This window comes from Thermodesulfobacterium sp., assembly GCF_030445475.1.
Taxonomy (GTDB): domain Bacteria; phylum Desulfobacterota; class Thermodesulfobacteria; order Thermodesulfobacteriales; family Thermodesulfobacteriaceae; genus Thermodesulfobacterium; species Thermodesulfobacterium commune.
Genome location: NZ_JASUTP010000017.1, coordinates 1 through 19270, shown reverse-complemented (window position 1 = coordinate 19270; position 19270 = coordinate 1). Strand labels below are relative to the sequence as shown.

The 19270-nt window shown below is 36.9% G+C and carries 19 protein-coding genes, 1 tRNA gene and 1 riboswitch; of the genes, 8 read left to right on the top strand and 12 right to left on the bottom strand.

The window, feature by feature from the left end; all coding sequences use genetic code 11:
• Nucleotides 1–211: 211 nt before the first annotated feature.
• From PWP26_RS05915 to PWP26_RS05890, 6 genes are read left to right on the top strand one after another with little or no spacing between them, the layout of a single operon-like run.
• The gene (locus tag PWP26_RS05915) at nucleotides 212–949 is read left to right on the top strand and encodes a GntR family transcriptional regulator (RefSeq protein ID WP_038062402.1); all 738 of its coding nucleotides are present in this window, start codon (nucleotides 212–214) and stop codon (nucleotides 947–949) included.
• A gap of 18 nt (nucleotides 950–967) precedes the next feature.
• Complete coding sequence (locus tag PWP26_RS05910; protein WP_301399239.1) at nucleotides 968–1489, top strand: HPP family protein; 522 nt, start codon at nucleotides 968–970, stop codon at nucleotides 1487–1489.
• Between the two features lie 12 nt (nucleotides 1490–1501).
• Nucleotides 1502–3013, top strand: coding sequence for an SLC13 family permease (locus tag PWP26_RS05905; protein WP_301399238.1), 1512 nt, complete (start codon nucleotides 1502–1504; stop codon nucleotides 3011–3013).
• Between the two features lie 11 nt (nucleotides 3014–3024).
• Nucleotides 3025–3735, top strand: coding sequence for a hypothetical protein (locus tag PWP26_RS05900; protein ID WP_273010589.1), 711 nt, complete (start codon nucleotides 3025–3027; stop codon nucleotides 3733–3735).
• Nucleotides 3736–3750: 15 nt separating this feature from the next.
• The gene (locus tag PWP26_RS05895) at nucleotides 3751–5481 is read left to right on the top strand and encodes an ArsB/NhaD family transporter (RefSeq protein WP_301399237.1); all 1731 of its coding nucleotides are present in this window, start codon (nucleotides 3751–3753) and stop codon (nucleotides 5479–5481) included.
• 18 nt (nucleotides 5482–5499) lie between these two features.
• Nucleotides 5500–6423 (top strand): universal stress protein, encoded by a 924-nt coding sequence (locus PWP26_RS05890; RefSeq protein ID WP_301399236.1) that lies wholly within the window; start codon nucleotides 5500–5502, stop codon nucleotides 6421–6423.
• 1 nt (nucleotide 6424) lies between these two features.
• Here PWP26_RS05890 and PWP26_RS05885 read toward each other — a convergent pair whose 3' ends face one another.
• The 12 genes from PWP26_RS05885 to pstS form a co-directional block, all read right to left on the bottom strand.
• The gene (locus PWP26_RS05885; protein WP_038062427.1) at nucleotides 6425–7396 is read right to left on the bottom strand and encodes a biotin--[acetyl-CoA-carboxylase] ligase; all 972 of its coding nucleotides are present in this window, start codon (nucleotides 7394–7396) and stop codon (nucleotides 6425–6427) included.
• 13 nt (nucleotides 7397–7409) lie between these two features.
• Nucleotides 7410–7501 (bottom strand) — tRNA-Ser (locus PWP26_RS05880).
• A gap of 121 nt (nucleotides 7502–7622) precedes the next feature.
• A complete protein-coding gene (locus PWP26_RS05875; protein ID WP_301399235.1) occupies nucleotides 7623–8429 on the bottom strand; it encodes a universal stress protein in 807 nt (268 codons plus the stop codon).
• Nucleotide 8430: 1 nt separating this feature from the next.
• Nucleotides 8431–9171 carry a hypothetical protein gene (locus tag PWP26_RS05870; RefSeq protein ID WP_301399234.1) on the bottom strand — a complete coding sequence of 247 codons (741 nt, stop codon included), beginning with the start codon at nucleotides 9169–9171 and terminating at the stop codon, nucleotides 8431–8433.
• A gap of 3 nt (nucleotides 9172–9174) precedes the next feature.
• Complete coding sequence (locus PWP26_RS05865) at nucleotides 9175–10434, bottom strand: sulfite exporter TauE/SafE family protein (protein WP_301399233.1); 1260 nt, start codon at nucleotides 10432–10434, stop codon at nucleotides 9175–9177.
• 198 nt (nucleotides 10435–10632) lie between these two features.
• Nucleotides 10633–11031, bottom strand: coding sequence for a hypothetical protein (locus PWP26_RS05860; RefSeq protein WP_301399232.1), 399 nt, complete (start codon nucleotides 11029–11031; stop codon nucleotides 10633–10635).
• 339 nt (nucleotides 11032–11370) lie between these two features.
• Nucleotides 11371–12135: a 5'/3'-nucleotidase SurE gene (gene surE / locus PWP26_RS05855; RefSeq protein ID WP_301399231.1), complete on the bottom strand. Its 765-nt coding sequence runs from the start codon at nucleotides 12133–12135 to the stop codon at nucleotides 11371–11373.
• Between the two features lie 7 nt (nucleotides 12136–12142).
• Nucleotides 12143–13291 (bottom strand): bifunctional glutamate N-acetyltransferase/amino-acid acetyltransferase ArgJ, encoded by a 1149-nt coding sequence (gene argJ, locus PWP26_RS05850; protein WP_287567809.1) that lies wholly within the window; start codon nucleotides 13289–13291, stop codon nucleotides 12143–12145.
• 5 nt (nucleotides 13292–13296) lie between these two features.
• Nucleotides 13297–14058: a phosphate ABC transporter ATP-binding protein PstB gene (gene pstB / locus PWP26_RS05845; protein ID WP_038062373.1), complete on the bottom strand. Its 762-nt coding sequence runs from the start codon at nucleotides 14056–14058 to the stop codon at nucleotides 13297–13299.
• Nucleotides 14059–14075: 17 nt separating this feature from the next.
• Nucleotides 14076–14948, bottom strand: a complete 873-nt coding sequence (gene pstA, locus PWP26_RS05840) for a phosphate ABC transporter permease PstA (protein WP_287567811.1) — start codon at nucleotides 14946–14948, stop codon at nucleotides 14076–14078.
• Entirely contained in the window at nucleotides 14936–15877 is a 942-nt protein-coding gene (pstC, locus tag PWP26_RS05835; RefSeq protein ID WP_301399226.1) for a phosphate ABC transporter permease subunit PstC, read from the bottom strand. The genes pstA and pstC overlap by 13 nt, the downstream gene beginning before the upstream one ends.
• 122 nt (nucleotides 15878–15999) lie before the next feature.
• Nucleotides 16000–17019, bottom strand: a complete 1020-nt coding sequence (pstS, locus tag PWP26_RS05830) for a phosphate ABC transporter substrate-binding protein PstS (RefSeq protein WP_301399224.1) — start codon at nucleotides 17017–17019, stop codon at nucleotides 16000–16002.
• 245 nt (nucleotides 17020–17264) lie between these two features.
• On the opposite strand from pstS, the gene PWP26_RS05825 reads away from it, so the two are divergent.
• Nucleotides 17265–17939: a response regulator transcription factor gene (locus tag PWP26_RS05825; protein WP_273010577.1), complete on the top strand. Its 675-nt coding sequence runs from the start codon at nucleotides 17265–17267 to the stop codon at nucleotides 17937–17939.
• Nucleotides 17940–17941: 2 nt separating this feature from the next.
• Nucleotides 17942–18973, top strand: coding sequence for a sensor histidine kinase KdpD (locus PWP26_RS05820; protein ID WP_273010576.1), 1032 nt, complete (start codon nucleotides 17942–17944; stop codon nucleotides 18971–18973).
• 47 nt (nucleotides 18974–19020) lie between these two features.
• Nucleotides 19021–19270, top strand: a riboswitch (cobalamin riboswitch). This riboswitch is flagged as partial in the annotation.

The window sequence follows — 19270 nt, the reverse complement described above, 5'->3', positions numbered from 1 at the left end:
AACAAAATAAACAATATTGGAATTTTTACAATATACCTTAGGATTTTAGTACTCAATCTTTTAATTTTTAAATATATCTAAAAAATTAAAAAATTTGTTCTTCGCCCTATTGACAAAAACATATTTTTATATATAATTTGAACATTGTAATGTTATAACTTTGTTTTGTTATATCATTATAACAAATTAAATAGAAGGAAAGAGAAGGTTTATGGTTGAGTTGATTAGTAGAGAGGAGCATGAAAAGCTTTATCTGCAAATATTTGAAATTTTAAAGAGAAAGATCGAAGGTGGAGAGTGGAAACCTGGGTCTAAGATTCCTACTGAGGAACAACTTTGTAAAATGTTTAATGTAAGTAGGGTAACGGTAAGAAATGCTGTCTTAGAGCTTGTAAGGCATGGGTATTTGATAAGGAAACAAGGTAAGGGTACATTCGTAAGAAAAAATCTGGTTTTAGAAGGCTTGACCATGTCGACGTTTCTCAAAACTCTTTGGGTTGAAGATGAAAGCATCTTAAGTAAAAAAGTTATTGCCAAAACTGTTGTTATGCCAATTGATGGCTTGCACGAAGAACTTGAGATTCCTGAGAATAAGCATGTGATATATGTTAAAGTTCTCTGGGAAAGCGAACAAGGACCTTCTATTCTTCAAGAATCTTTTGTACCTTTTAGCATATGTCCACAACTTCTTGAGGAGGATATCGAAAATCAATCGATTATCGACCTTTTTGAAAAAAAATATAGTATAAAAATTACAAAAGTATATACTTTTTTTGAGGTTTTTTATTTAAATAAAGAGCTGGCTGATCTGCTTCAAACTGCTGAAGGTAGTCCTGTAGTTTTGATGAAGCAAAAGGTTTTTTCCGGAGATACGGTGGTTCTCTTAACCCATTTTTACAAAAAAAAGGATAGTACCAAATTGTTTTTGCTATTAAGAAGACAAACATAAAAAGTTAGGGGGTGGGTTATGTCATCAGGGAAATTAGTTAAAGATGTGATGTTGGGAATATTCGAGTATCCTCATATTCCCTACTGGTTTACCGTCGAACAGGCTATAAAAGTTGTTAAAGCCTCTTTTATCCAAACCCAAAAACACACGGATCCAATTACAATTCTTGTTTTTGACGGAAAGTATAATCTTTTGGGAACGGTTACTATTAAAGACATCTTAAAAGGAATTGAACCTTCATTTCTTAAGCCTCCTCAAAAGGCGCAGGTTCCAGAAGAAGAACAAATCGGACTTGCTATAGTATGGGATAGTTTGTTTACAAAAGAGTCTAAAAAATTGGCTCAAAGGCAGATAAGTGAGATTATGGTTCCTGCTAAATATTTTGTAGAACCATTAGACCCGGTTACTAAAGCTGCTTATTTGATGATCCATCATGATTTGCCAGTTTTGCCAGTTATTGAAGACAAAAAGAAGTTTGTTGGTATTGTAAGAATAGCTGAAGTTTTTGACGCCATATGTGAAGAGATAATCAAAGGATAGGAGGGGAAGGAAATGGCTAAGGAAAAAAGACCAGAGGGGTTGCCTGAACCACCAAAGGAGATTTATGTTGCCAAGGAAAAAAGAAAGATTAATTGGAAAAGAATTTTTTTTATTTTTCTTGGTTTAGCCTGTTTTTTTGCTGTTTATTTTTCACCTCCATGGCCAGATGCAGTGGATCCATTAGGAAAACATTTCCCCTTATCTCAACAAGCAAAGGGGGCTATAGGATTATTCCTTATGGCAGGTATTTGGTGGGTTTTTGAGGTTGTTCCTATAGGGGTTACAAGCATCGCAATAGGAGTTTTCCAGGCTCTATTTGCCATTCGTTCTGCCAAAGATGCTTTTCGTGATTTTATGGATCCTTCTGTTATGTTTATCTTTGGTTCTGTGGTTGTCGGGATTGCCTTCACCAAAACAGGACTTACTAAAAGAATTGCTTACAAAATGCTAGAAATAGTAGGTGAAAGAACAAGCATGATCCTTTTAGGAGCTCTTGTAGTCACAGCAGCGTTAACCCATTTTATGGCACACACCGCAGTTGCTGCAACAGTTTTTCCGATTTTACTGGCAATAAATTCTTTATATGGGGAATCTGAAAAACCAACGAAATTTGGAAAAGCCTTGTTCATAGGGATGGCTTATGCTGCTGGAGCGGGAAGTATTGTTACCTTTTTAGGAGCAGCAAGAGGACCTGCAGCTGCAGGTATGTTTAAAGAGTTTACAGGAAGAGATATAGGATTTTTTGAACTAACTAAGTATATGTTTTTGATTGGTTGGCTGATGGTTTTCCTTATCTGGCTTTATTTTATTATCGTGCTTAAGCCAGAAAAATCCGTTATTAAGGGATTAAAAGAAAAGGTAAAACACATGATGAAAGAACTTGGGCCTATGACTATCCAAGAGAAATTGGTTATTATTATAGTAATTGCAGTTGTTTTGGTTATGTCAGCTCAATCTTTTGTCCCTGCATTACAACCCTTAGATCGTGCAGCTATTATGCTTTGCTCTACCTTGCTGTTTTTCCTCCTGGGAATTCTTACTGTGAAAGAACTTGAAGAAGTCCCATGGAATATAATCCTTCTCTTCAGTGGAGCTATGAGTATTGGTTTTTGTTTGTGGAAAACAGGTGCAGCTCAGTGGATTGCTGTTAATTGGCTTGCACTTTTTAAGAATGCACCTTGGATTGTTTTTGTTTTAGGTGTGGCAACTTTTGTGTTGTTGATGACCAATTTTATCATGAATGTTGCAGCAATAGCTATATCTTTGCCTGTATCTTTGGTTATCGCTCAGTATCTTGGTGTGGCTCCTGATGTTATATTTTATAGTTCTTTGGTAACAGCTGGTATGCCATTCTTGCTATTGATTGGAGCAGCTCCTAATGCGATTGCCTATCAGTCAGGACAGTTTACTCCAGGAGAATTTTTTAAACACGGTATTGTAATGAGCATAGTTCTTATTTTGGTCCTTGCATTTTTTGTTGTTGTAATTTGGCCATTCTTGGGAATGCCAATACTGTTAAAATAAGGAGGTAGGATATGGTTATTCAGCCAATTTTAGAGAAAATTTTTGGAAAGTTTTATAGAGAGTATGATTTCATAAAAAGATCATATGATATCTTAAAAGATTTTGGTTTTAACGATGGAAATTCCATAGCCTCTGTTTGTGTATGTAGAGACGAGATCTCCCAGACAGTAAGAAGTCACATAAAAAGAATGTGGGGGGAAGCCTTTAATTTTTCCAGTCTTGCTGGGCTTTTCACAGCCGGTAAGACTGGGATGAAAGCTTTTATAAGCCATGCTCCGCAGGTAGATGGTAAAGAACGATATGTTTTTTATGCCTTTTCTCACATCGCAATTGATGAAAACGAAAACATGGGAGTATGCAAGAGGAAAGGGCTTGAAAAATCTCATGCTTGTGGGGCTTTGTGTCTCTTTCTTAATGAACTTAAGTCAGGAAAGATAAATATAAGACTTGATGAAGAGGATATCGAAGAAAGTCTTTTAAAAAGAAGATTACTTAGAGAATTGAAATACGGAGAGATTCCAGACCTTCTTACTCTTACCAAAATAACCCTTAAGGTAATCGTAGAAGATCTTGAGCATATAATAGAAAAGGTTGTGGATACTAAAAAGGCTGATTATGCCGTTATTTCAGGAATTCAGGTGCATGGACCAGAGGAAAACTACATCATTCCTGACGAATCTTATGTAGTGGTTAACGGTGAAAAGAAAGAAATAAAAATTTAGATTTAGGGGGTTTCCATGAAGAAAACTTTCTTTTTGTTTGCCCTTTTTATTTTAATTTTACCTTTTTTGGTTTTTGCCGAGGATAATTCTCAGCAAAACATGGATAAGATTCATATTTCAGGCATAATCCTTGATAATCATAAAGAGCCGGTTAAAGAGGCAGAGATAAAACTGTTAGTTGATGGAAAACCTTATAAGATACTAAAAGAACATGGTAAGCTGGATAAAGTTATTAGTTCTTCTCAGGGGACGTTTCAGCTTGACTTTCAACTGCCAAAAGGATTAATTGAAACCGGAAAGATTCAACTTGAGATTGCCAAAACTTCGTTTAAAAAAACTGTCGTTGAGATTAAAAAGGAAGATTTTGCTGTAAAAGGCAATGAGTTTTATGCCAACAAAAATATCATCCTTGAGCGGTATATAGGGCCTGCTTTCTGGATTGCCACCATAGTTTTTGTCGTAACTTATGCGCTTATATCTTTTGAGTTGCTTCACAGAACGGTTGCAGCCATGCTTGGGGCTGCCACCATCCTTATCCTTACCTATACCCTGGGTACGATCAATTCTGATTTTCACATCATTTCTTTTGAAAGGGCTATAGAAGCCATCGACATGAACGTGATATTCCTTCTTATGGGTATGATGGTAATCATCGGGGTGCTTAAACATACAGGGGTTTTCCAGTGGTGCGCCTATATGTCATACAAACTTGCCCGTGGCAATGTAATGGTTCTTAGCATAATTTCTTTCTTTTTCATAGCCATAACTTCTGCTTTTCTTGACAATGTGACGGCTATGCTCCTTTATACACCGGTTTTAATCGAAATATCTATAGCACTAAAAATTAATCCTCTTTCTCTTTTAATACCAGGTATAATGGCCTCAAATGTAGGTGGAACAGCCACTCTCATAGGTGACCCTCCAAACATCATGATCGGTTCATACACAGGGCTTACATTTATGCAGTTTGTCTATGCATTAACACCGGTGGTACTAATATGCATGATAGCGCTTATCATATACAACAAATTTTTCTATTCAAAGGAATACAAAAAAGGAAAAGTTGATGATGTCGATGCTTTCTTGAGCTATTTAAAGGAAGAATACAAGATTACAGATAAAACCCTTCTAACCTATGGACTTATCGTGATGTTGATAGTGATTGGATTTTTTGCAACACATGGATACTGGCATATGGAGGTAAGTATTCCGGCTTTGTTTGGTGCAGGGATTCTTTTTACCTATGCAGTGCTTACTAAAAAAGTAAAAATGCTTGAGTTGATCGAAAAAGACATAGAATGGACAACTCTCTTATTTTTTATCTTTCTTTTTATAATAGTCGGGGCTGTAGAAGAGGTAGGATTACTTGCGATTATCGCAGACTGGGTGCATAATCTTTCAGCAGGAAATCTTACAGTGGCCATATGTCTTATTTTGTGGGTCTCTGCTATAATGAGCGCTTTTGTGGATAACATACCTTTTACAGCGACGATGTTACCTATAGTTGCCTATCTTACAAAGGTGATACCTGGTGCTGAAAGTAACGTTCTCTGGTGGGCTTTAGCTTTAGGAGCCTGTTTAGGAGGAAATGGGACTATGATAGGTGCTTCTGCCAACGTAGTAACCATAGGAATTGCAGAATCTGCAGGTTATAAAATAAGCTTTTTTGGCTTTATGAAATATGCTTTTGTTTATATGTTAATAACCATCATAATTAGTAATATCTGGTTATTGCTTTTTTATTAAAATTGTAGGAGGAAAAGGATGGTTAACTGTGGATTTGATAAAGTTTTACTACCTGTTGATAAAAGTGAAAATTCTTTAAGAGCCGTTAAGTTTGCAGGGAACATGCTTAAAAACTTTCAGGTTGAAAACATAACCCTTTTTTATGTAATGGCAGGTGGATATTTAAGTGAGCACATGAAAAACCTTGATTTTAGGGCAGAACTTATAAAAAATTCAGAAATTATAACGAAAATTAAAAAGAGACACGTGGAAGAAAACATAATGCCCTTTTTATCTGAGTATGAAAACGTGCTTAAAAACGCTGGTATCACCGGGTTGATAGAAAAGAAGGTTGATGAAGGAGACCCGGGAAATAAGATAATTGAATTTGCAGAAAGGGAAAATTTTCAGACTGTAATCCTTGCAAGAAGAGGTATCTCGGAAATAAAAAGCTATTTTCTTGGAAGTGTATCCAACAAAGTTTTACATGGGTTGACCAATCGAAACATTTATCTGGTAGGAGAAAAGGAAGGGTCTATAGGTGACATTTTAGTGCCTGTTGATGGCTCAGAGTATTCCATGAAGGCAGTAGAGCACGCAGTATGTCTGACCAAGTACGTTAAGGAGATAAGGAAGGTAACTCTGTTAAGGGTTATCAATCTTTCTCTTTACCTTGAAAGAGTACAGGCAGGTATAGACCCAGAAGAGGAAGCCAAAGAAATCCTTGATAAGGCTAAAAAAAGATTTTTAGACCAAGGAATTAAAGAAGAGTTGATCGAGACCAAAGCCACCGTTGGGTTCCCTAAGAAAGAGATAGTTAAAGAAATAAATCAAAGTGGACATAACTTGGTAATCATGGGGAGAAAAGGACGTTCAGCTCTTAAAGACCTTGTTTTAGGTGGGGTAAGTTCAGCAGTAATAAACAAATGTTTAGAACCTACGATTGCGATAATAAACCTATAGGTTAAGCCACTCTTAAGTGAATACAGTCTCCTGAATAGATTTTAACCGCCCTTTGGTTTTCAGCTTCTAACCAAAGGGCGCCATCTTCTGCTATATCAAGGGCTTTTCCGATTAATTCTCCTTGAGGTCTTATGATTTTAACCTTTTTCCCCAGGGTTAAACAAAGTTGTTTCCATTCGTTTAATATTTCTTCTGGTTTAACCTGAAAATAGTGATAAAAATTTTTCATGATTTCTATGATTATATCTGTTCTGTTCCAAAGCCTGTTGGTAAGTTCTTTTAAAGAAATTCCCGTAGGTTCAAAAGAGTTTATCTGATTGTTTACGTTTATTCCTATGCCTATGATAGCGTAATCAATCTTATCTACTTCTGCTTTTAGTTCAAGCAAAATACCTGCTACCTTTTTTATTTCGTCGTTTGTTAAAAAGACTATATCATTTGGCCACTTTAGATAGAAAGAAAGGCTGGTTATCTGTCTAAGGGCTTTGCATACGCAGAGACTTGCAAGATAGGTAAGAATAAAACTTTCTCTTAAAGAAATGGAGGGGCGAATCAGTAGGCTCATCCATATCCCACCTTCGTTTGAAATCCAAGGCCTTCCCAGTCTTCCTCGTCCTGCGGTTTGTTTTTCAGCTATGACTAAAAAATTTTTTTCTTGTTCGGCAAGTTTTTTAGCTACTTCCATCGTCGAAGACACAGACCTAAAATAGTAAACCTTGTTTATGAGATTTATTTTATGTGTTTCCAAGGCTTTTTCGATGTTTTCAGGCAAGATTAAGTCTGAGGTAGTAGAGAGGCTATACCCTTTTTTGGTGGTAACGATAGGATATCCTTCGTCTTTCAAAGCTTGAATGTATTTCCAGACTGCAGTCCTTGAAATTCCAATTCTTTGTGCCAAAACCTCCCCTGAGATACAGGAAGTTTGAGCTAACAGTTCTAAAATTTTAAGTTTTTTAACATTATAGTTACGCATAGCGTTTAAAACACGGAGGAGGAGGGATTCGAACCCCCGGAAGGGGTTTAATACCCCTTCAGCCGATTTCGAGTCGGCCCCCTTCGTCCACTCGGGCACTCCTCCTTTTTATAAATAAACTTTAAACGTTTTTTATTTTTAGTCAACCTTGAAAGAAGCTTGAAATAAGAAAAGGGCAACCTCAAATAGGTTGCCCTAACGTTTGTCCTTAGAGGTATTTACGGAGTTATTTTATTAACACTACAGGAGCTTTAGAGTTTTCTACCACCCTTTCTGCTACGCTTCCTACTAAGATTTTTTCTAAACCGGTTTTCCCTTTATATCCCATTATAATAAGGTCTGTCTCTTTTTGAAAAGAAAATTCTAAAATCTTCTCAAAGGGTTCCCCTTTGACTACAAAGGTTTCAACCTTGATTCCCTGATTTTTAGCCTTTTCTTCTGCCGCATTTATACATTCTTCAGCAAAAGCAACATCGTTGTCTGTTTTAGCTACTGATATAACAAACAAAGTGCTTCCTACTTTTTTACAAAAATCGATCGCCCAAGAGGTAGCTTTTTGGCTATAAACAGACCCATCTGTAGCTAAAAGTATCTTTTCTGAGGTAGTAGAATCTGAGGTAGTAGAAGCCTCTGCCGGAACCACCGTAACCGGGGCTGGAGACTTACCGATAATGCTTCTACTTACCCTTCCTAAAGTGTGTTTTCTTCCCATCATTACCATAGAAATTCCTAATCCTTGTATTTTATCTAAGATTATCTCTAAAGGATCTGAGCTGCTAAAAACAAAGGTTTCACAAGCTAACTCCTCTTTGCTTGCTTCTTTTTTGATAAATTCTACCGCCTCATAGGCCTTTTTCTCTAAAATTTCTATCAGTTTAGGGTAAACTTCCATCAATTCAGGACCAAGAGGAATCACCTCTGCTACACTTAAGCCATACAGTTTACTGTTAAAGATTTTAGCCCACTTTACCCCTAATTTTGCAGCCTTTTCAGCTGCTTGAGAGCCGTCGGTGGCGATGAGTATTTTTTCCATTTTACACCTCCTTCTTTTTACCTTTTTTGGTAGAAAGGCCAAGTCCTTCCATTAGATACATTATAGCAAATCCCCACCAGATCGTGTAAAATACATAAAAAATCAGAAGCCCTGTAAGTAGTCCATATTTAGTCTTAACACTTTCTGGTGTAATTCCATAAAAATTATAGCCAGGCTCGATAGCCTTCGTAACAACATCATTTATTACCTGAGCCATTTCTGCCTTTTTTTGCAAAGTAAGCTTTTTATTAATAGCACTCAAACTGTTATGCCATTGTCTGAACATCTTTTTTTCGTCTTGATATCCATACTTTTCTTTGATAAAATCTCCCTTATTCCAATACATAGCATCTGCATCTTCTAGGGCAGAGCTTAGTATCTGACCCAAATCGCCTACTATTCTGATTGTACCATCTCCTTTATCTTCTACTTGTGCCCCTGCTAGGGTATAGAGCTTGGTGTTTAAGGCTATTCTTGTTTGAAGGTCTTGAGGGGTATCGGTGGGTTTCTTAAGATTGATTTCGATATCTAAAATTTTCCCTTTAAACTTTTCTACTTTAGTTTTTGTTTTGGGTATAAAATATGCAGAACCTTTAGCCAAGCTATTGAAAAGTTCGTCAGCATAAGTTAAAAAGTTTTGACCTCTACCAAACCAAGGTTGAAACATTACAAACAAAATACCTATAAACACCAGTGTAAAAATTACACCAAGGGTTAACTCTTTTTTCCTCATAGCTGCCATGGCCTATCCCTCCTCTCTTAAAGTTCTTATGTTTTTAAAGAAATTAACTAACACCCAAACTCCAAACAAACCTACAGCTCCCCAGAATAAAATGTTTCCTATAAAAATGAAGGTTTCACAAACCTCTTTAGAAATAGAAACAAGGTTTAAAGACCTAAATTTGTCAGGTAAAACAGATACTCTGTTAAAAAATCCTGCCATAATGGTTAAGGCATAAAAAGCTCTGATTGTAATTCCAGGGACAACTTTGGTGGTAAGTGCTCCTATTTGAATTCCTATCAAAGATCCTATCAGAAGTCCCATAGCTAAGGTATAAAAAACATAACCATAGATAGCATACTGGGTAAGGGAGGAGTAGCCTGCTGTAAAGATGATTTGGAAGATGTCAGTACCAACGGTAGTAGGAGTAGATACTCCGAAAACGTAAACAAACATCGGGAAGGTAACAAAACCACCACCTACTCCCATTATCGCAGCCAAAAACCCTACTACAAAACCACCTGCGATGATAAACCAAGCTGAAATCTGTCTGCCTCCGAAGTCTTCGTCAAACTTGATTATAGGAGGGACATTAATCTTTTGAATTTGTATGGCTAAATTGGTGGTTCCAATTACTCCACCGTGAGCACCTTCCGAAGTAGAAGCTTGCCCTATTTTTATTTTTCTTCTTGTACTAAAATAGTCATACATGGCATAAAAACCCAAAAATCCCAGGATTACTGCATAGACTATACTTATAAAAGCATCACTAAGAACAGGGTCTTTACTATAAAGCAACCTGTTTATGTAACCCCCGGTAGTAGCACCAACAATAGAACCTATTATAAAAAATATAGCCAAAGCTACACTTACGTTCCCTAATTTTTTGTGCAACACCGTTCCCATGATAGCTTTAGCAAAAATATGAAACTGGTCTGTTCCTACAGCCATTATACCTTTTACCCCTGCAGACATAAGGGCTGGGGCGATTATGAATCCACCTCCTGCACCGATACATCCAGTAATCAACCCAGCGGCAAAGCCCACCACAGTAGAAACCCAAAAAACTATAGGTGTATAGTGAGCGGGAGCATATGCCCTTTTACCTCCGAGTATGTCAGCAGCCCCTAAGAGAGAGGTTACCAAAATAGGAGATAAGAGCACCAACAAAAGTAATAAACGCTTTTTGTTTCGAAAAATGTTGTCTGCCATTTCTTTTTCCCAACGTGCATGAGCCAAAGAAGCACTCATCATAAATTCATAAAGAAATCTTAACTTACCCATTGTCTACCTCCTTTTGATTTTTACATTTGTTTTACTAATTTTCTTTTTCATAGTTTCCTCTTACCTTTTCTGGTAACGATAAAAACGAAAACACCTAAATTAACCCCAAAATGCTTCACCTTTTTCCCATAAGCATCACCTCCCTGTTTATATTTTTAATTTGGTTAAATTTTTAAACAAAGTCAATTTTCTCCATCTTTAACACGCTCTGGTTTGTTCTCTTTTTTCTCTTTGAGATAGCTCTAATAAAACCTTAATTTTATTTTTTAAAGTTTTTACATCTATAGGAAAGAAAACTTCTTCGGTAACCCCAACCTTCATAGCTAAGAGAGAAGACTTAATGTTATCTTTACAGGTTAACCACATAATTTTTATTTTATTGTTTAACTTTCTTATTTCCCCAATAAACTCAAACATGCTTTCATATTCCATCTCACGGGTATCTATGATTAGTAGATCTATCTTTTTTAACTCATCCTTAGAAAGATTTTCGGTTTCAACCATCCTCGCCCCTATTTTACTTACCATTTCTTTTAATCGCTCCTCTAAGTCTTTATCTTCAGTCTTTATAAGCACTTGTACGTTTCTTACCTTCATACTTGTTTTATTAGTTTTTAGCCTCTAATACCTCTTTTTAAAAGGTCTGTTTAATCATAAACAAATAAAGCAACTATTATGCCAAATCTTGCTTTATTGAAAACTCAGACTTTTTGACCGCATTTAAAAACAAAAGTCTGTTAATGTTTTAAAATGTTTTGAAACATTTTAAAACATTAAACAATACAATACAATAAAATATATATAATTTTTAAGTTTATAAGAAAAAAGTTTATTATTTTTTCTAATTTTATCATAAATGTTATATTATATTTATCTACAGGCTTAAATGTTATGTCATTTAATTTTTCTTAAAGGTGAGACTGCTTGAACGTTGATTTAGAAGTCTAAATTAAAGTTTAAGTTATGCTTTTTAAGGATTTTTAGGTAGTTGTGGTTGGTTAGGTCAAAATGGATGGGAGTAATGGTGATGTAACCCTGTTTTAAAGCAAGGACGTCTGTGTCTTCGTCTGTTTCTGTGTGTTCTTCTGCACCCTGCCAGTAATAGGCCTTCCCATGGAGGTCAAATCTCTTTTCAAAGACCTCTTTAAGCCTTGCTTTAGACTGTTTTACAAACTTTATTCCTTTTATTTTGGAGGGATTACCGTTAGGGATGTTTATGTTTAGGCAGAATGGTTTGTTTAAAGGCAAATCTTTTAGAACGTCCAAGAACTTGGCTATAAAGTTGGCAGCAAAACAATAGTCTACATCTTCATAAGCATCTATGGAAACCGCTAAAGAGGGATAACCTAAAATTTTGGCTTCTGTTGCGGCAGAAACTGTTCCTGAATAGACCAAATTAATCCCTACGTTTGCCCCTCGGTTAATCCCTGAGATCACTAAATCTACCGGGCCTATCAGTTCATATAACGCTAATTTGACACAATCAGCAGGGGTTCCACTTACTGCATATCCCCAGAATTTCTTGCCTCTTTTAACTTTGGTTACCCTAAGAGGATAGTGTATGGTAATAGCATGCCCTACGGCGCTTCTTTCTGCCTCAGGGGCTACGATGTAGACCTCATGTTCAAGAGAAAGGGCGTTATAGAGCGCGCAAAGACCTTCTGCATAGATACCGTCGTCGTTGGTTAAGAGAAGTTTCATCCTTAAACTATGTGCGATAATGGGCGTTTATTTTGATGTATTCTTCGGTAAGGTCACTTGCCCAAACTTCAAAACCTTTTTTACCTTCTTTTAACTTGATCTGTATTTCAACTACCTCTTTTTGTAGTTCTTTTCTTAAAAGTTCTTCATCAGTTATTACTTTTAGGTTTTTTACCCAGGGGATTCCATTAAGATAGATTTCAACTTTTTCGAAATCAAAAGGAATGGTCGTTTTCCCAAGGGCAGCAAAAATTCTTCCCCAGTTTGCATCTTCTCCATAAACTGCAGTCTTTACTAAAGGAGAGTTGGCCACAGAAAAGGCAAAAGTCTTAGCATCCTCTTTGGTTTTAGCCCCTTTTACCATAATTTTTATAACCTTACTTGCACCTTCACCGTCTTTTACGATAAGATAGGCCAGTTCTTGTGCTACCTCTAAACAAGCTTTTTCAAAGTCTTCCCAGTTTTTGAGGTCTTTCTGGTTACTACAAAGCATGTAAACCGTATCGTTGGTACTGGTATCTCCGTCAACGGTTATCTGATTAAAGCTATGGTCTACTATCTTGGGGAGGACCTTTTTCAAGGTGTCTTTAGAAACCTTTGCGTCTGTTAGAATAAAACCAAGCATCGTTGCCATGTTTGGGGCTATCATCCCTGCCCCTTTAGCTATCCCAAGGATAGAAATCCCGTTTTTTAAACTTCGATAAGCTATCTTGGGGAAGGTATCGGTGGTCATGATAGCCTTCGTAAAGTCTAAATAACGCTCTGGAGAAAGGTTGGATACAAGTTCTGAGACTTTGGGAAGCATTTTTTCAAGAGGCAATTGTTCTCCTATCACACCGGTTGAAGCTGGCAACAAACTCCTTAGACTTACCCCTAATCCTTTGGCAACCTCTTCTAAAAGTTTGGTAGCTCTTTGAATTCCTTCTTCTCCGGTGCAGGCGTTGGCTACTCCACTGTTTACTACCACGCCGTGTAACGTTTCTTCTTTTATAAGTTTTTTACCTAAGACTACAGGGGCTGCTTGAACGGTGTTTTGGGTGAAAACCCCCCAGGCAGTAAGTCTATTTGGTGAATAAATCAACCCAAGGTCAAACCTATCAGGTTTTTTGATACCACATTTTACCGCAGAAAAGAGAAAACCTTCTGGTGTCTTCATACCTTTTATCCAAACCTTCCTGTAATATAGTCTTCTGTAAGTTTTTTGTCGGGATTGGTAAAGATTTTTTCTGTAGGACCCACTTCTATAAGTTCGCCCAGATACATAAAAGCTGTATAATCTGAGGTTCTTGCCGCCTGTTGCATGTTATGTGTAACGATAACAATAGTGATTTTATTTTTTAGCTGAACGATTAAGTCTTCTATCTTGGCAGTAGAAATGGGGTCTAAAGCTGAGGTCGGTTCATCAAAAAGTAAAACTTTGGGTTCAACAGCAATAGCCCTTGCAATACAAAGTCTCTGTTGTTGTCCTCCTGAAAGAGAAAAGGCACTTTCTTTAAGTCTATCCTTAACCTCATCCCAGAGGGCAGCATCTTTAAGGGCAGCTTCAACCCTATCTTTAAGTTCAGTTCCTTTTATTCCTTTTAACCTTAAACCATAGGCTACGTTATCAAAAATACTCATGGGAAAGGGAGTAGGCTTTTGGAAAACCATACCTATTTTAGCCCTAAGCTCAATAAGGTCTATCTTTTTATCGAGGATATTTTTTCCTTCAAAAATTATCTCTCCTTCATAACGGTTACCCACATAAAGGTCATGCATCCTATTTAAACATCTAAGAAAAGTAGTTTTTCCACATCCTGAGGGGCCTATCAGAGCAGTAACCTTTTTCCGATAAATCTTCATGGTTATGTTTTTAAGCGCAAGTTCTTTCCCATAATAAAAATTAAGGTTTTTAACCTCTATTTCTACTTTTTTGTCGTCCATATCTTAAAGCCTCTGTTTTATTTTTTTCTTTTAAAAAGTTTTAGCCAGCCAAAGTTTGAATGAACTAAAGTTTTAGCAAAAATAGAAAGAATTAGTACAAAAAGAGCTAAACAGAAAGAAGCTGCCCATGCCTGATTGTGCCAAAACTCATAGGGGCTCATGGCATAGTCAAAAATGGTGACTGTGAGAGAAGCCATAGGTTTAAATATGTCAAAAGAAACATAGTGGTTGTTAAAAGCAGTGAACAATAAAGGTGCAGTTTCTCCAGAGATCCTTGCCATACCAAGTAACACTCCGGTTAATATGCCAAATTTAGCCGACCTCAAAACCACATCTTTTATCAACTGCCATTTAAAAGCTCCTAAGGCATAAGCCGCCTCTCTTAAGGTAAATGGAACTAATTTAAGCATCTCTTCTGTAGTTTTACTGATAACAGGAACCATAAGCATACCTAAGGCTAAACAACCTGCAAAGGCATTAAAATGTTTGAAGGGAACAACAAACAAGGCATACATCACCGCTCCCATGATGATAGAAGGGGTACTTACCATAACGTCTGTGATAGTACCTAAAACTTTAAAAAACTTTGAATCTCTTCCATACTCAGAATAGTATATTCCAGAGAAAATCCCTATGGGGATACCGATAAGACATGCTATCAAAGTAATGATAGCATGCCCTATAAAGGCATGTCTTAACCCTCCCTCTTCTATACCAGGGGGGGCAGGGTCTTCTAAAAAAAGAGAAAAGGTTAGGTGTTTAAAACCGTTAAAAAAAAGAGTCCCCAGAATCCAAAATAGCCAAAAAAGTCCATAAATAGCTGCTACAAAGGATAAAAAAAGCATCACCTTACTTATAAGCTTTCTTCTATAAAGAACTACTTTTTCCATCTTTTTTCAATCCTCAACATCATGAGTTTAGCTAAAATCAAAACTCCAAAGGATATCACAAACAAGAACAAAGAAAGATAAAAAAGAGAAGAGAGATATAAAGGTGTGTCAGCTTCAGTAAACTGATTGGCTAAGGCTACGGTAATCGTAGTAAAGGGTTCAAGTAAGGACTTTGGAATTTGAGGAACATTGCCTGCCAAAAAGGTAACAGCCATAGTTTCTCCTAAAGCTCTTCCTGTAGAAAGAATAAGCCCTCCTGCAATTCCTGAAGCAGTATAAGGAATAACTATATCTTTTACCACCTCCCATTTTGTAGCCCCAAGCCCATAGGCTGATTCTTTCATCACCGAAGGTACCAGGTTAAAGGCATCTTTCACTACTGAAGACATAAAGGGAATTATCATTATAGAAAGAACTATAGAGGTGGTAAGCACATCAATCCCTGTGGGGTTTCCTGAAAAGAGTTGCGACAGTATAGGGATAGGAGAGAAGATTTTTTGTAATGCTGGTTCTATGTCTTCTCGCATATACTTGGCAAACACTAAGAAACCCCACATCCCATATATTATACTTGGGATGGCAGCCAGAAGCTCTATAGCTGTGGTAAAAATTCCTTTAAGCCATGAAGGAGCAAGTTCGGTAATAAAGATAGCGATACCTATAGAGATTGGGGCAGCAAGAAGGATGGCTATAAAGGTGCTGATCAAAGTGCCTACTATCATCGGGAGGGCACCAAAACTTTCTCTAACAGGGTCCCATTCTGTAGAGGTTAGAAAGTTTATTACCCCAAAATTCTGAATGGCAAGTTTAGATTCGTAAAGCAGTATTAAAAAGACAACAAAAGGGAAAAGAAGACCTGTAAAAACCGCCCAAAAACCTAAAAAATATTTGGTAAAAATTTCTATTAAATAAGAGAAGCCTTTTCCCATATACCGTCCTTATTAGTTTAAGTAATTTTAACATAAAAATTATAGATAAAAAGGGTAAAAAAAGTAAAGAGGACCTCCTCTGAAAAGAGGAAGTCCTCTTTAAGAGAGGTTATAAGAAGGGTTTAATTGACCTTATGTTTTTGCCAGTACTTATAAATCATAGTTTTTAGATTTTTAGGAAGAGGTATATAGTAAAGTTTTTGGGCAATAGTGTCTCCATTTTCGAAGGCCCATTTAAAAAATTTGGTTACCTCGTTAGCACGGGGGCTATCTTTTACTAAAAGAACAAAAGAAACCCCTACGATAGGATAAGACATTTTACCAGGTTGATAAGTTAGGTCTTCATAAAAGTCCTTTTCCATCGACCATTTAGCGTTAGAAGCTGCTGCCTGGATGGTTTCTATACTTGGTAATAAGTAATAATTTTTATCTTTATTAAGCAAACGTGCTACTGGCAAGTTATTTTCCTTAGCATAAGTATATTCTACGTAGCCTATAGAACCTTGGTTTTGTTTTACATAGTTGGTAACCCCTGGATTACCCTTAGCACCTATTCCGACCGGCCAGTCTACAGAAGTACCTGCTCCAACTTTTTCTTTCCATTCAGGACAAGCCTTAGAAAGATAGGTGGTAAAAAGCCAGGTGGTTCCTGACCCATCTGACCTTCTAACTACTGTAATAGGAACGTCTGGGAGTTTGACCCCTGGATTAAGTTTTTGTAGATATGGGTCATTCCACCGGGTAATTTTGCCAAGATATATACCACAAACTGCCTTTTCATCAAGATTTAAGGATATATTTTGAAATCCAGGTAAGTTGTAAGTTAAAGCTACTGCACCTATGATAGCAGGGAACTGAGCCAGGTTGTATTGTTTAAGTTCGTTAGAGGTCAAAGGCTTATCGCTTGCTCCGAAATCAACGGTTTTAGACTGAGCTTGTTTGATACCACCTCCAGAACCTATCCCTTGGTAGTTTACTTTGACCCCTGTAGCCTTATGATATTCATGAGCCCAGGCTTGAAAAACTGGCTGAGGAAAGGTCGCACCAGCTCCAGTAATTTCAACAGCTTGAGCTCCAGAGGCAGTGAAAAATCCAATACCAAGGAATAACGCAATCACCTTTTTAAACCATTTCTTTTTCATCTCAAAACCCCCCTTAATTTTTTTATAACTAACTTAAAACTCTTTTGTTAAAATTTTGTTAAAATTTTGTTAATCTTTGGTTTAAACCTAAAAACTTTAGAAAATTTTTACGATTTAGACATCGAAAAAAGAGTTTGAACGCTTTCTTTTGGTTCAACCTACAAGCCCAACATCCGAAACCTTCAACATAAAACCCTGTCAGATGGGTTGACATATTTGTAAAAACTTTTATGGTTTATAACAACATGAAAAAGATACTTATAGTAGAGGATGACAAAGACATAGCAAATCTTATTTCAGAGGCTCTGACTTCTCAAGGGTTTAAAACTTATTTGGTTAACTCTCTTGCCCAGGCTTATTCATTTTTAATTCAGTCTTCGGTAGATTTGGTTGTGCTTGACCTGATACTTCCAGATGGAGACGGTATAGAACTTCTGAAATATCTTAGGTTTTCCTCCAAATATTCTAACATTCCTGTGGTGATCGTATCAGCCAGGGGTGCAGAATTAGACCGGGTATTAGGGCTTGAGTTAGGGGCTGATGATTATGTGGTTAAACCTTTTAGTTTGAGAGAGCTGGTTATTAGGATTAAAAAAATTTTAAAAACCAAAGATTCCCCTATTTCTCAGGTTAGGGTAGGTCCTTTACTTCTTGATAAAGAAAGAAAGACCATCTTTTTAGAAGATAATCCCTTAAACCTGACCCCAACAGAATACAAAATTTTAGAAGTTTTTATAGAAAACCCTGAAAAAGTATTTTCTAGAGAGGAGCTCTCTAATCATATCTGGGCTTTAGAAAGAGAATATTATTCGAGAGTACTGGATGCTTATATCTGCCGTCTAAGAGATAAACTTGGAGAATATGGACAGTTAATAGAAACCGTCAGAGGCTTTGGATATAGACTAAAAAAACCTGCATAAATATGGCGTTTGTTGTCACACTTTCTATTTTGTTCAATATCTTCTTAGGTTTAATCCTGTTCTGGTTACTTAAAAAATTAAAAGAGAACAAACAAAAGGCAGAAGACATCAGACAAAAGCAAGTTTTTTGGGAAGAAACTCTTTATCAGTTAGAAATCCCGGTTTTTATCGTAGACCAAACAGAAGAAATTTTTTGGCAAAACAAAATCTCTTTAAGCCTTTTTGGGGACTTGAGAGGAAAAAGATTTGATACAACCTTAGAAGAGATGATAACAAAAAACTGGGAGATTAAAACTTATTTATTAAAAGAGGGGAAACAGGTTTATGTTTTTATAGATAAGTCCGAAAAGGAAATGTTTAAAAAAAGTTATACCTTAGCCCTTTCTTATCTTTCTCATGAAATCAAGACGCCTTTTACCATTCTACGGGGTTATGCAGAAAAACTGGAGGGTGAAATCCTTAGCTTAAATCAATATACTCAAATCCACGACTATTTTGTGACTTTTAAAAATGCCTTAGAACGTATTGAGCGGTTGGTGTCTAAACTTTTTACCTCTCTTGAATATCTTGTGAAGGAACTTCCTTTAAAAAAAGAAAGGTTTGACTTAAGTTTAGCCTTAGAGGATGTAATTTTCTGGATAAGGCCTCTTTGTGAAGATAAAAACATAAGTTTAGAGGTAGACCTTCCTGAAAGTGTTTGGATAGAGGGAGACAAAGACTGGCTTATGCAAGCCTTTTTGAATCCCTTAGAAAATGCCGTAAAGTTTACCCCTAAGAACGGCAAAATAACAGTTAAGGCCTATACAAGAGAAAATCAAATGATAAACATCCTCATAAAAGATGAAGGCCCTGGAGTGAACCCCAAGGACCTTCCTTTTTTAGGAATGCCTTTTTTTAAGTCAAGCGCTGACAAAGGGTTGGGGTTTGGACTTTTTATCACCAAAAAAGTAGTAGAGGCTCATAATGGTAAGGTCAAGTTTAGTTTGCCTTCGCAAGGAGGGCTTGAGGTCTTGATAGAGCTTCCGATGTCTTAAGGATCGGATGTCTTAAAGATTGAATTAAAAATAAAATTGGTTGCATTTTGAATCTGACTGTTTAAAATAGACTATCGGGTTGAGGTTGTGGAAGAGGGGTGAAAATCCCCCGCTGCCCCGCAGCCGTGACCGGGGACGAAAGCCGCTTGGAGGTTTACCTGACCTCTGGGGGAGGAGGTCCCAAGTAGGGATTTCCCGAAAGGAGGCTTCCTTCCTTGGGCTAAAGGCCAACAGCCTTTAGCCGACAGACCACTGGTGCCGAAAGGCACTGGGAAGGTGCGGCAAGTAGGTTGATCC

Bases quoted from the DNA above. Each gene is read 5' to 3' on its own strand.
- pstS (WP_301399224.1), bottom strand. From the start codon at position 17,019: ATGAAAAAGAAATGGTTTAAAAAGGTGATTGCGTTATTCCTTGGTATT.
- pstA (WP_287567811.1), bottom strand. From the start codon at position 14,948: ATGGAAAAAGTAGTTCTTTATAGAAGAAAGCTTATAAGTAAGGTGATG.
- PWP26_RS05875 (WP_301399235.1), bottom strand. From the start codon at position 8,429: ATGGAAAAAATACTCATCGCCACCGACGGCTCTCAAGCAGCTGAAAAG.
- argJ (WP_287567809.1), bottom strand. From the start codon at position 13,291: ATGAAGACACCAGAAGGTTTTCTCTTTTCTGCGGTAAAATGTGGTATC.
- pstC (WP_301399226.1), bottom strand. From the start codon at position 15,877: ATGGGAAAAGGCTTCTCTTATTTAATAGAAATTTTTACCAAATATTTT.
- pstB (WP_038062373.1), bottom strand. From the start codon at position 14,058: ATGGACGACAAAAAAGTAGAAATAGAGGTTAAAAACCTTAATTTTTAT.
- PWP26_RS05915 (WP_038062402.1), top strand. From the start codon at position 212: ATGGTTGAGTTGATTAGTAGAGAGGAGCATGAAAAGCTTTATCTGCAA.
- PWP26_RS05895 (WP_301399237.1), top strand. From the start codon at position 3,751: ATGAAGAAAACTTTCTTTTTGTTTGCCCTTTTTATTTTAATTTTACCT.
- PWP26_RS05860 (WP_301399232.1), bottom strand. From the start codon at position 11,031: ATGAAGGTAAGAAACGTACAAGTGCTTATAAAGACTGAAGATAAAGAC.
- PWP26_RS05905 (WP_301399238.1), top strand. From the start codon at position 1,502: ATGGCTAAGGAAAAAAGACCAGAGGGGTTGCCTGAACCACCAAAGGAG.
- PWP26_RS05900 (WP_273010589.1), top strand. From the start codon at position 3,025: ATGGTTATTCAGCCAATTTTAGAGAAAATTTTTGGAAAGTTTTATAGA.
- PWP26_RS05820 (WP_273010576.1), top strand. From the start codon at position 17,942: ATGGCGTTTGTTGTCACACTTTCTATTTTGTTCAATATCTTCTTAGGT.
- PWP26_RS05910 (WP_301399239.1), top strand. From the start codon at position 968: ATGTCATCAGGGAAATTAGTTAAAGATGTGATGTTGGGAATATTCGAG.
- PWP26_RS05885 (WP_038062427.1), bottom strand. From the start codon at position 7,396: ATGCGTAACTATAATGTTAAAAAACTTAAAATTTTAGAACTGTTAGCT.
- PWP26_RS05825 (WP_273010577.1), top strand. From the start codon at position 17,265: ATGAAAAAGATACTTATAGTAGAGGATGACAAAGACATAGCAAATCTT.
- PWP26_RS05890 (WP_301399236.1), top strand. From the start codon at position 5,500: ATGGTTAACTGTGGATTTGATAAAGTTTTACTACCTGTTGATAAAAGT.
- surE (WP_301399231.1), bottom strand. From the start codon at position 12,135: ATGAAACTTCTCTTAACCAACGACGACGGTATCTATGCAGAAGGTCTT.
- PWP26_RS05865 (WP_301399233.1), bottom strand. From the start codon at position 10,434: ATGGGTAAGTTAAGATTTCTTTATGAATTTATGATGAGTGCTTCTTTG.
- PWP26_RS05870 (WP_301399234.1), bottom strand. From the start codon at position 9,171: ATGGCAGCTATGAGGAAAAAAGAGTTAACCCTTGGTGTAATTTTTACA.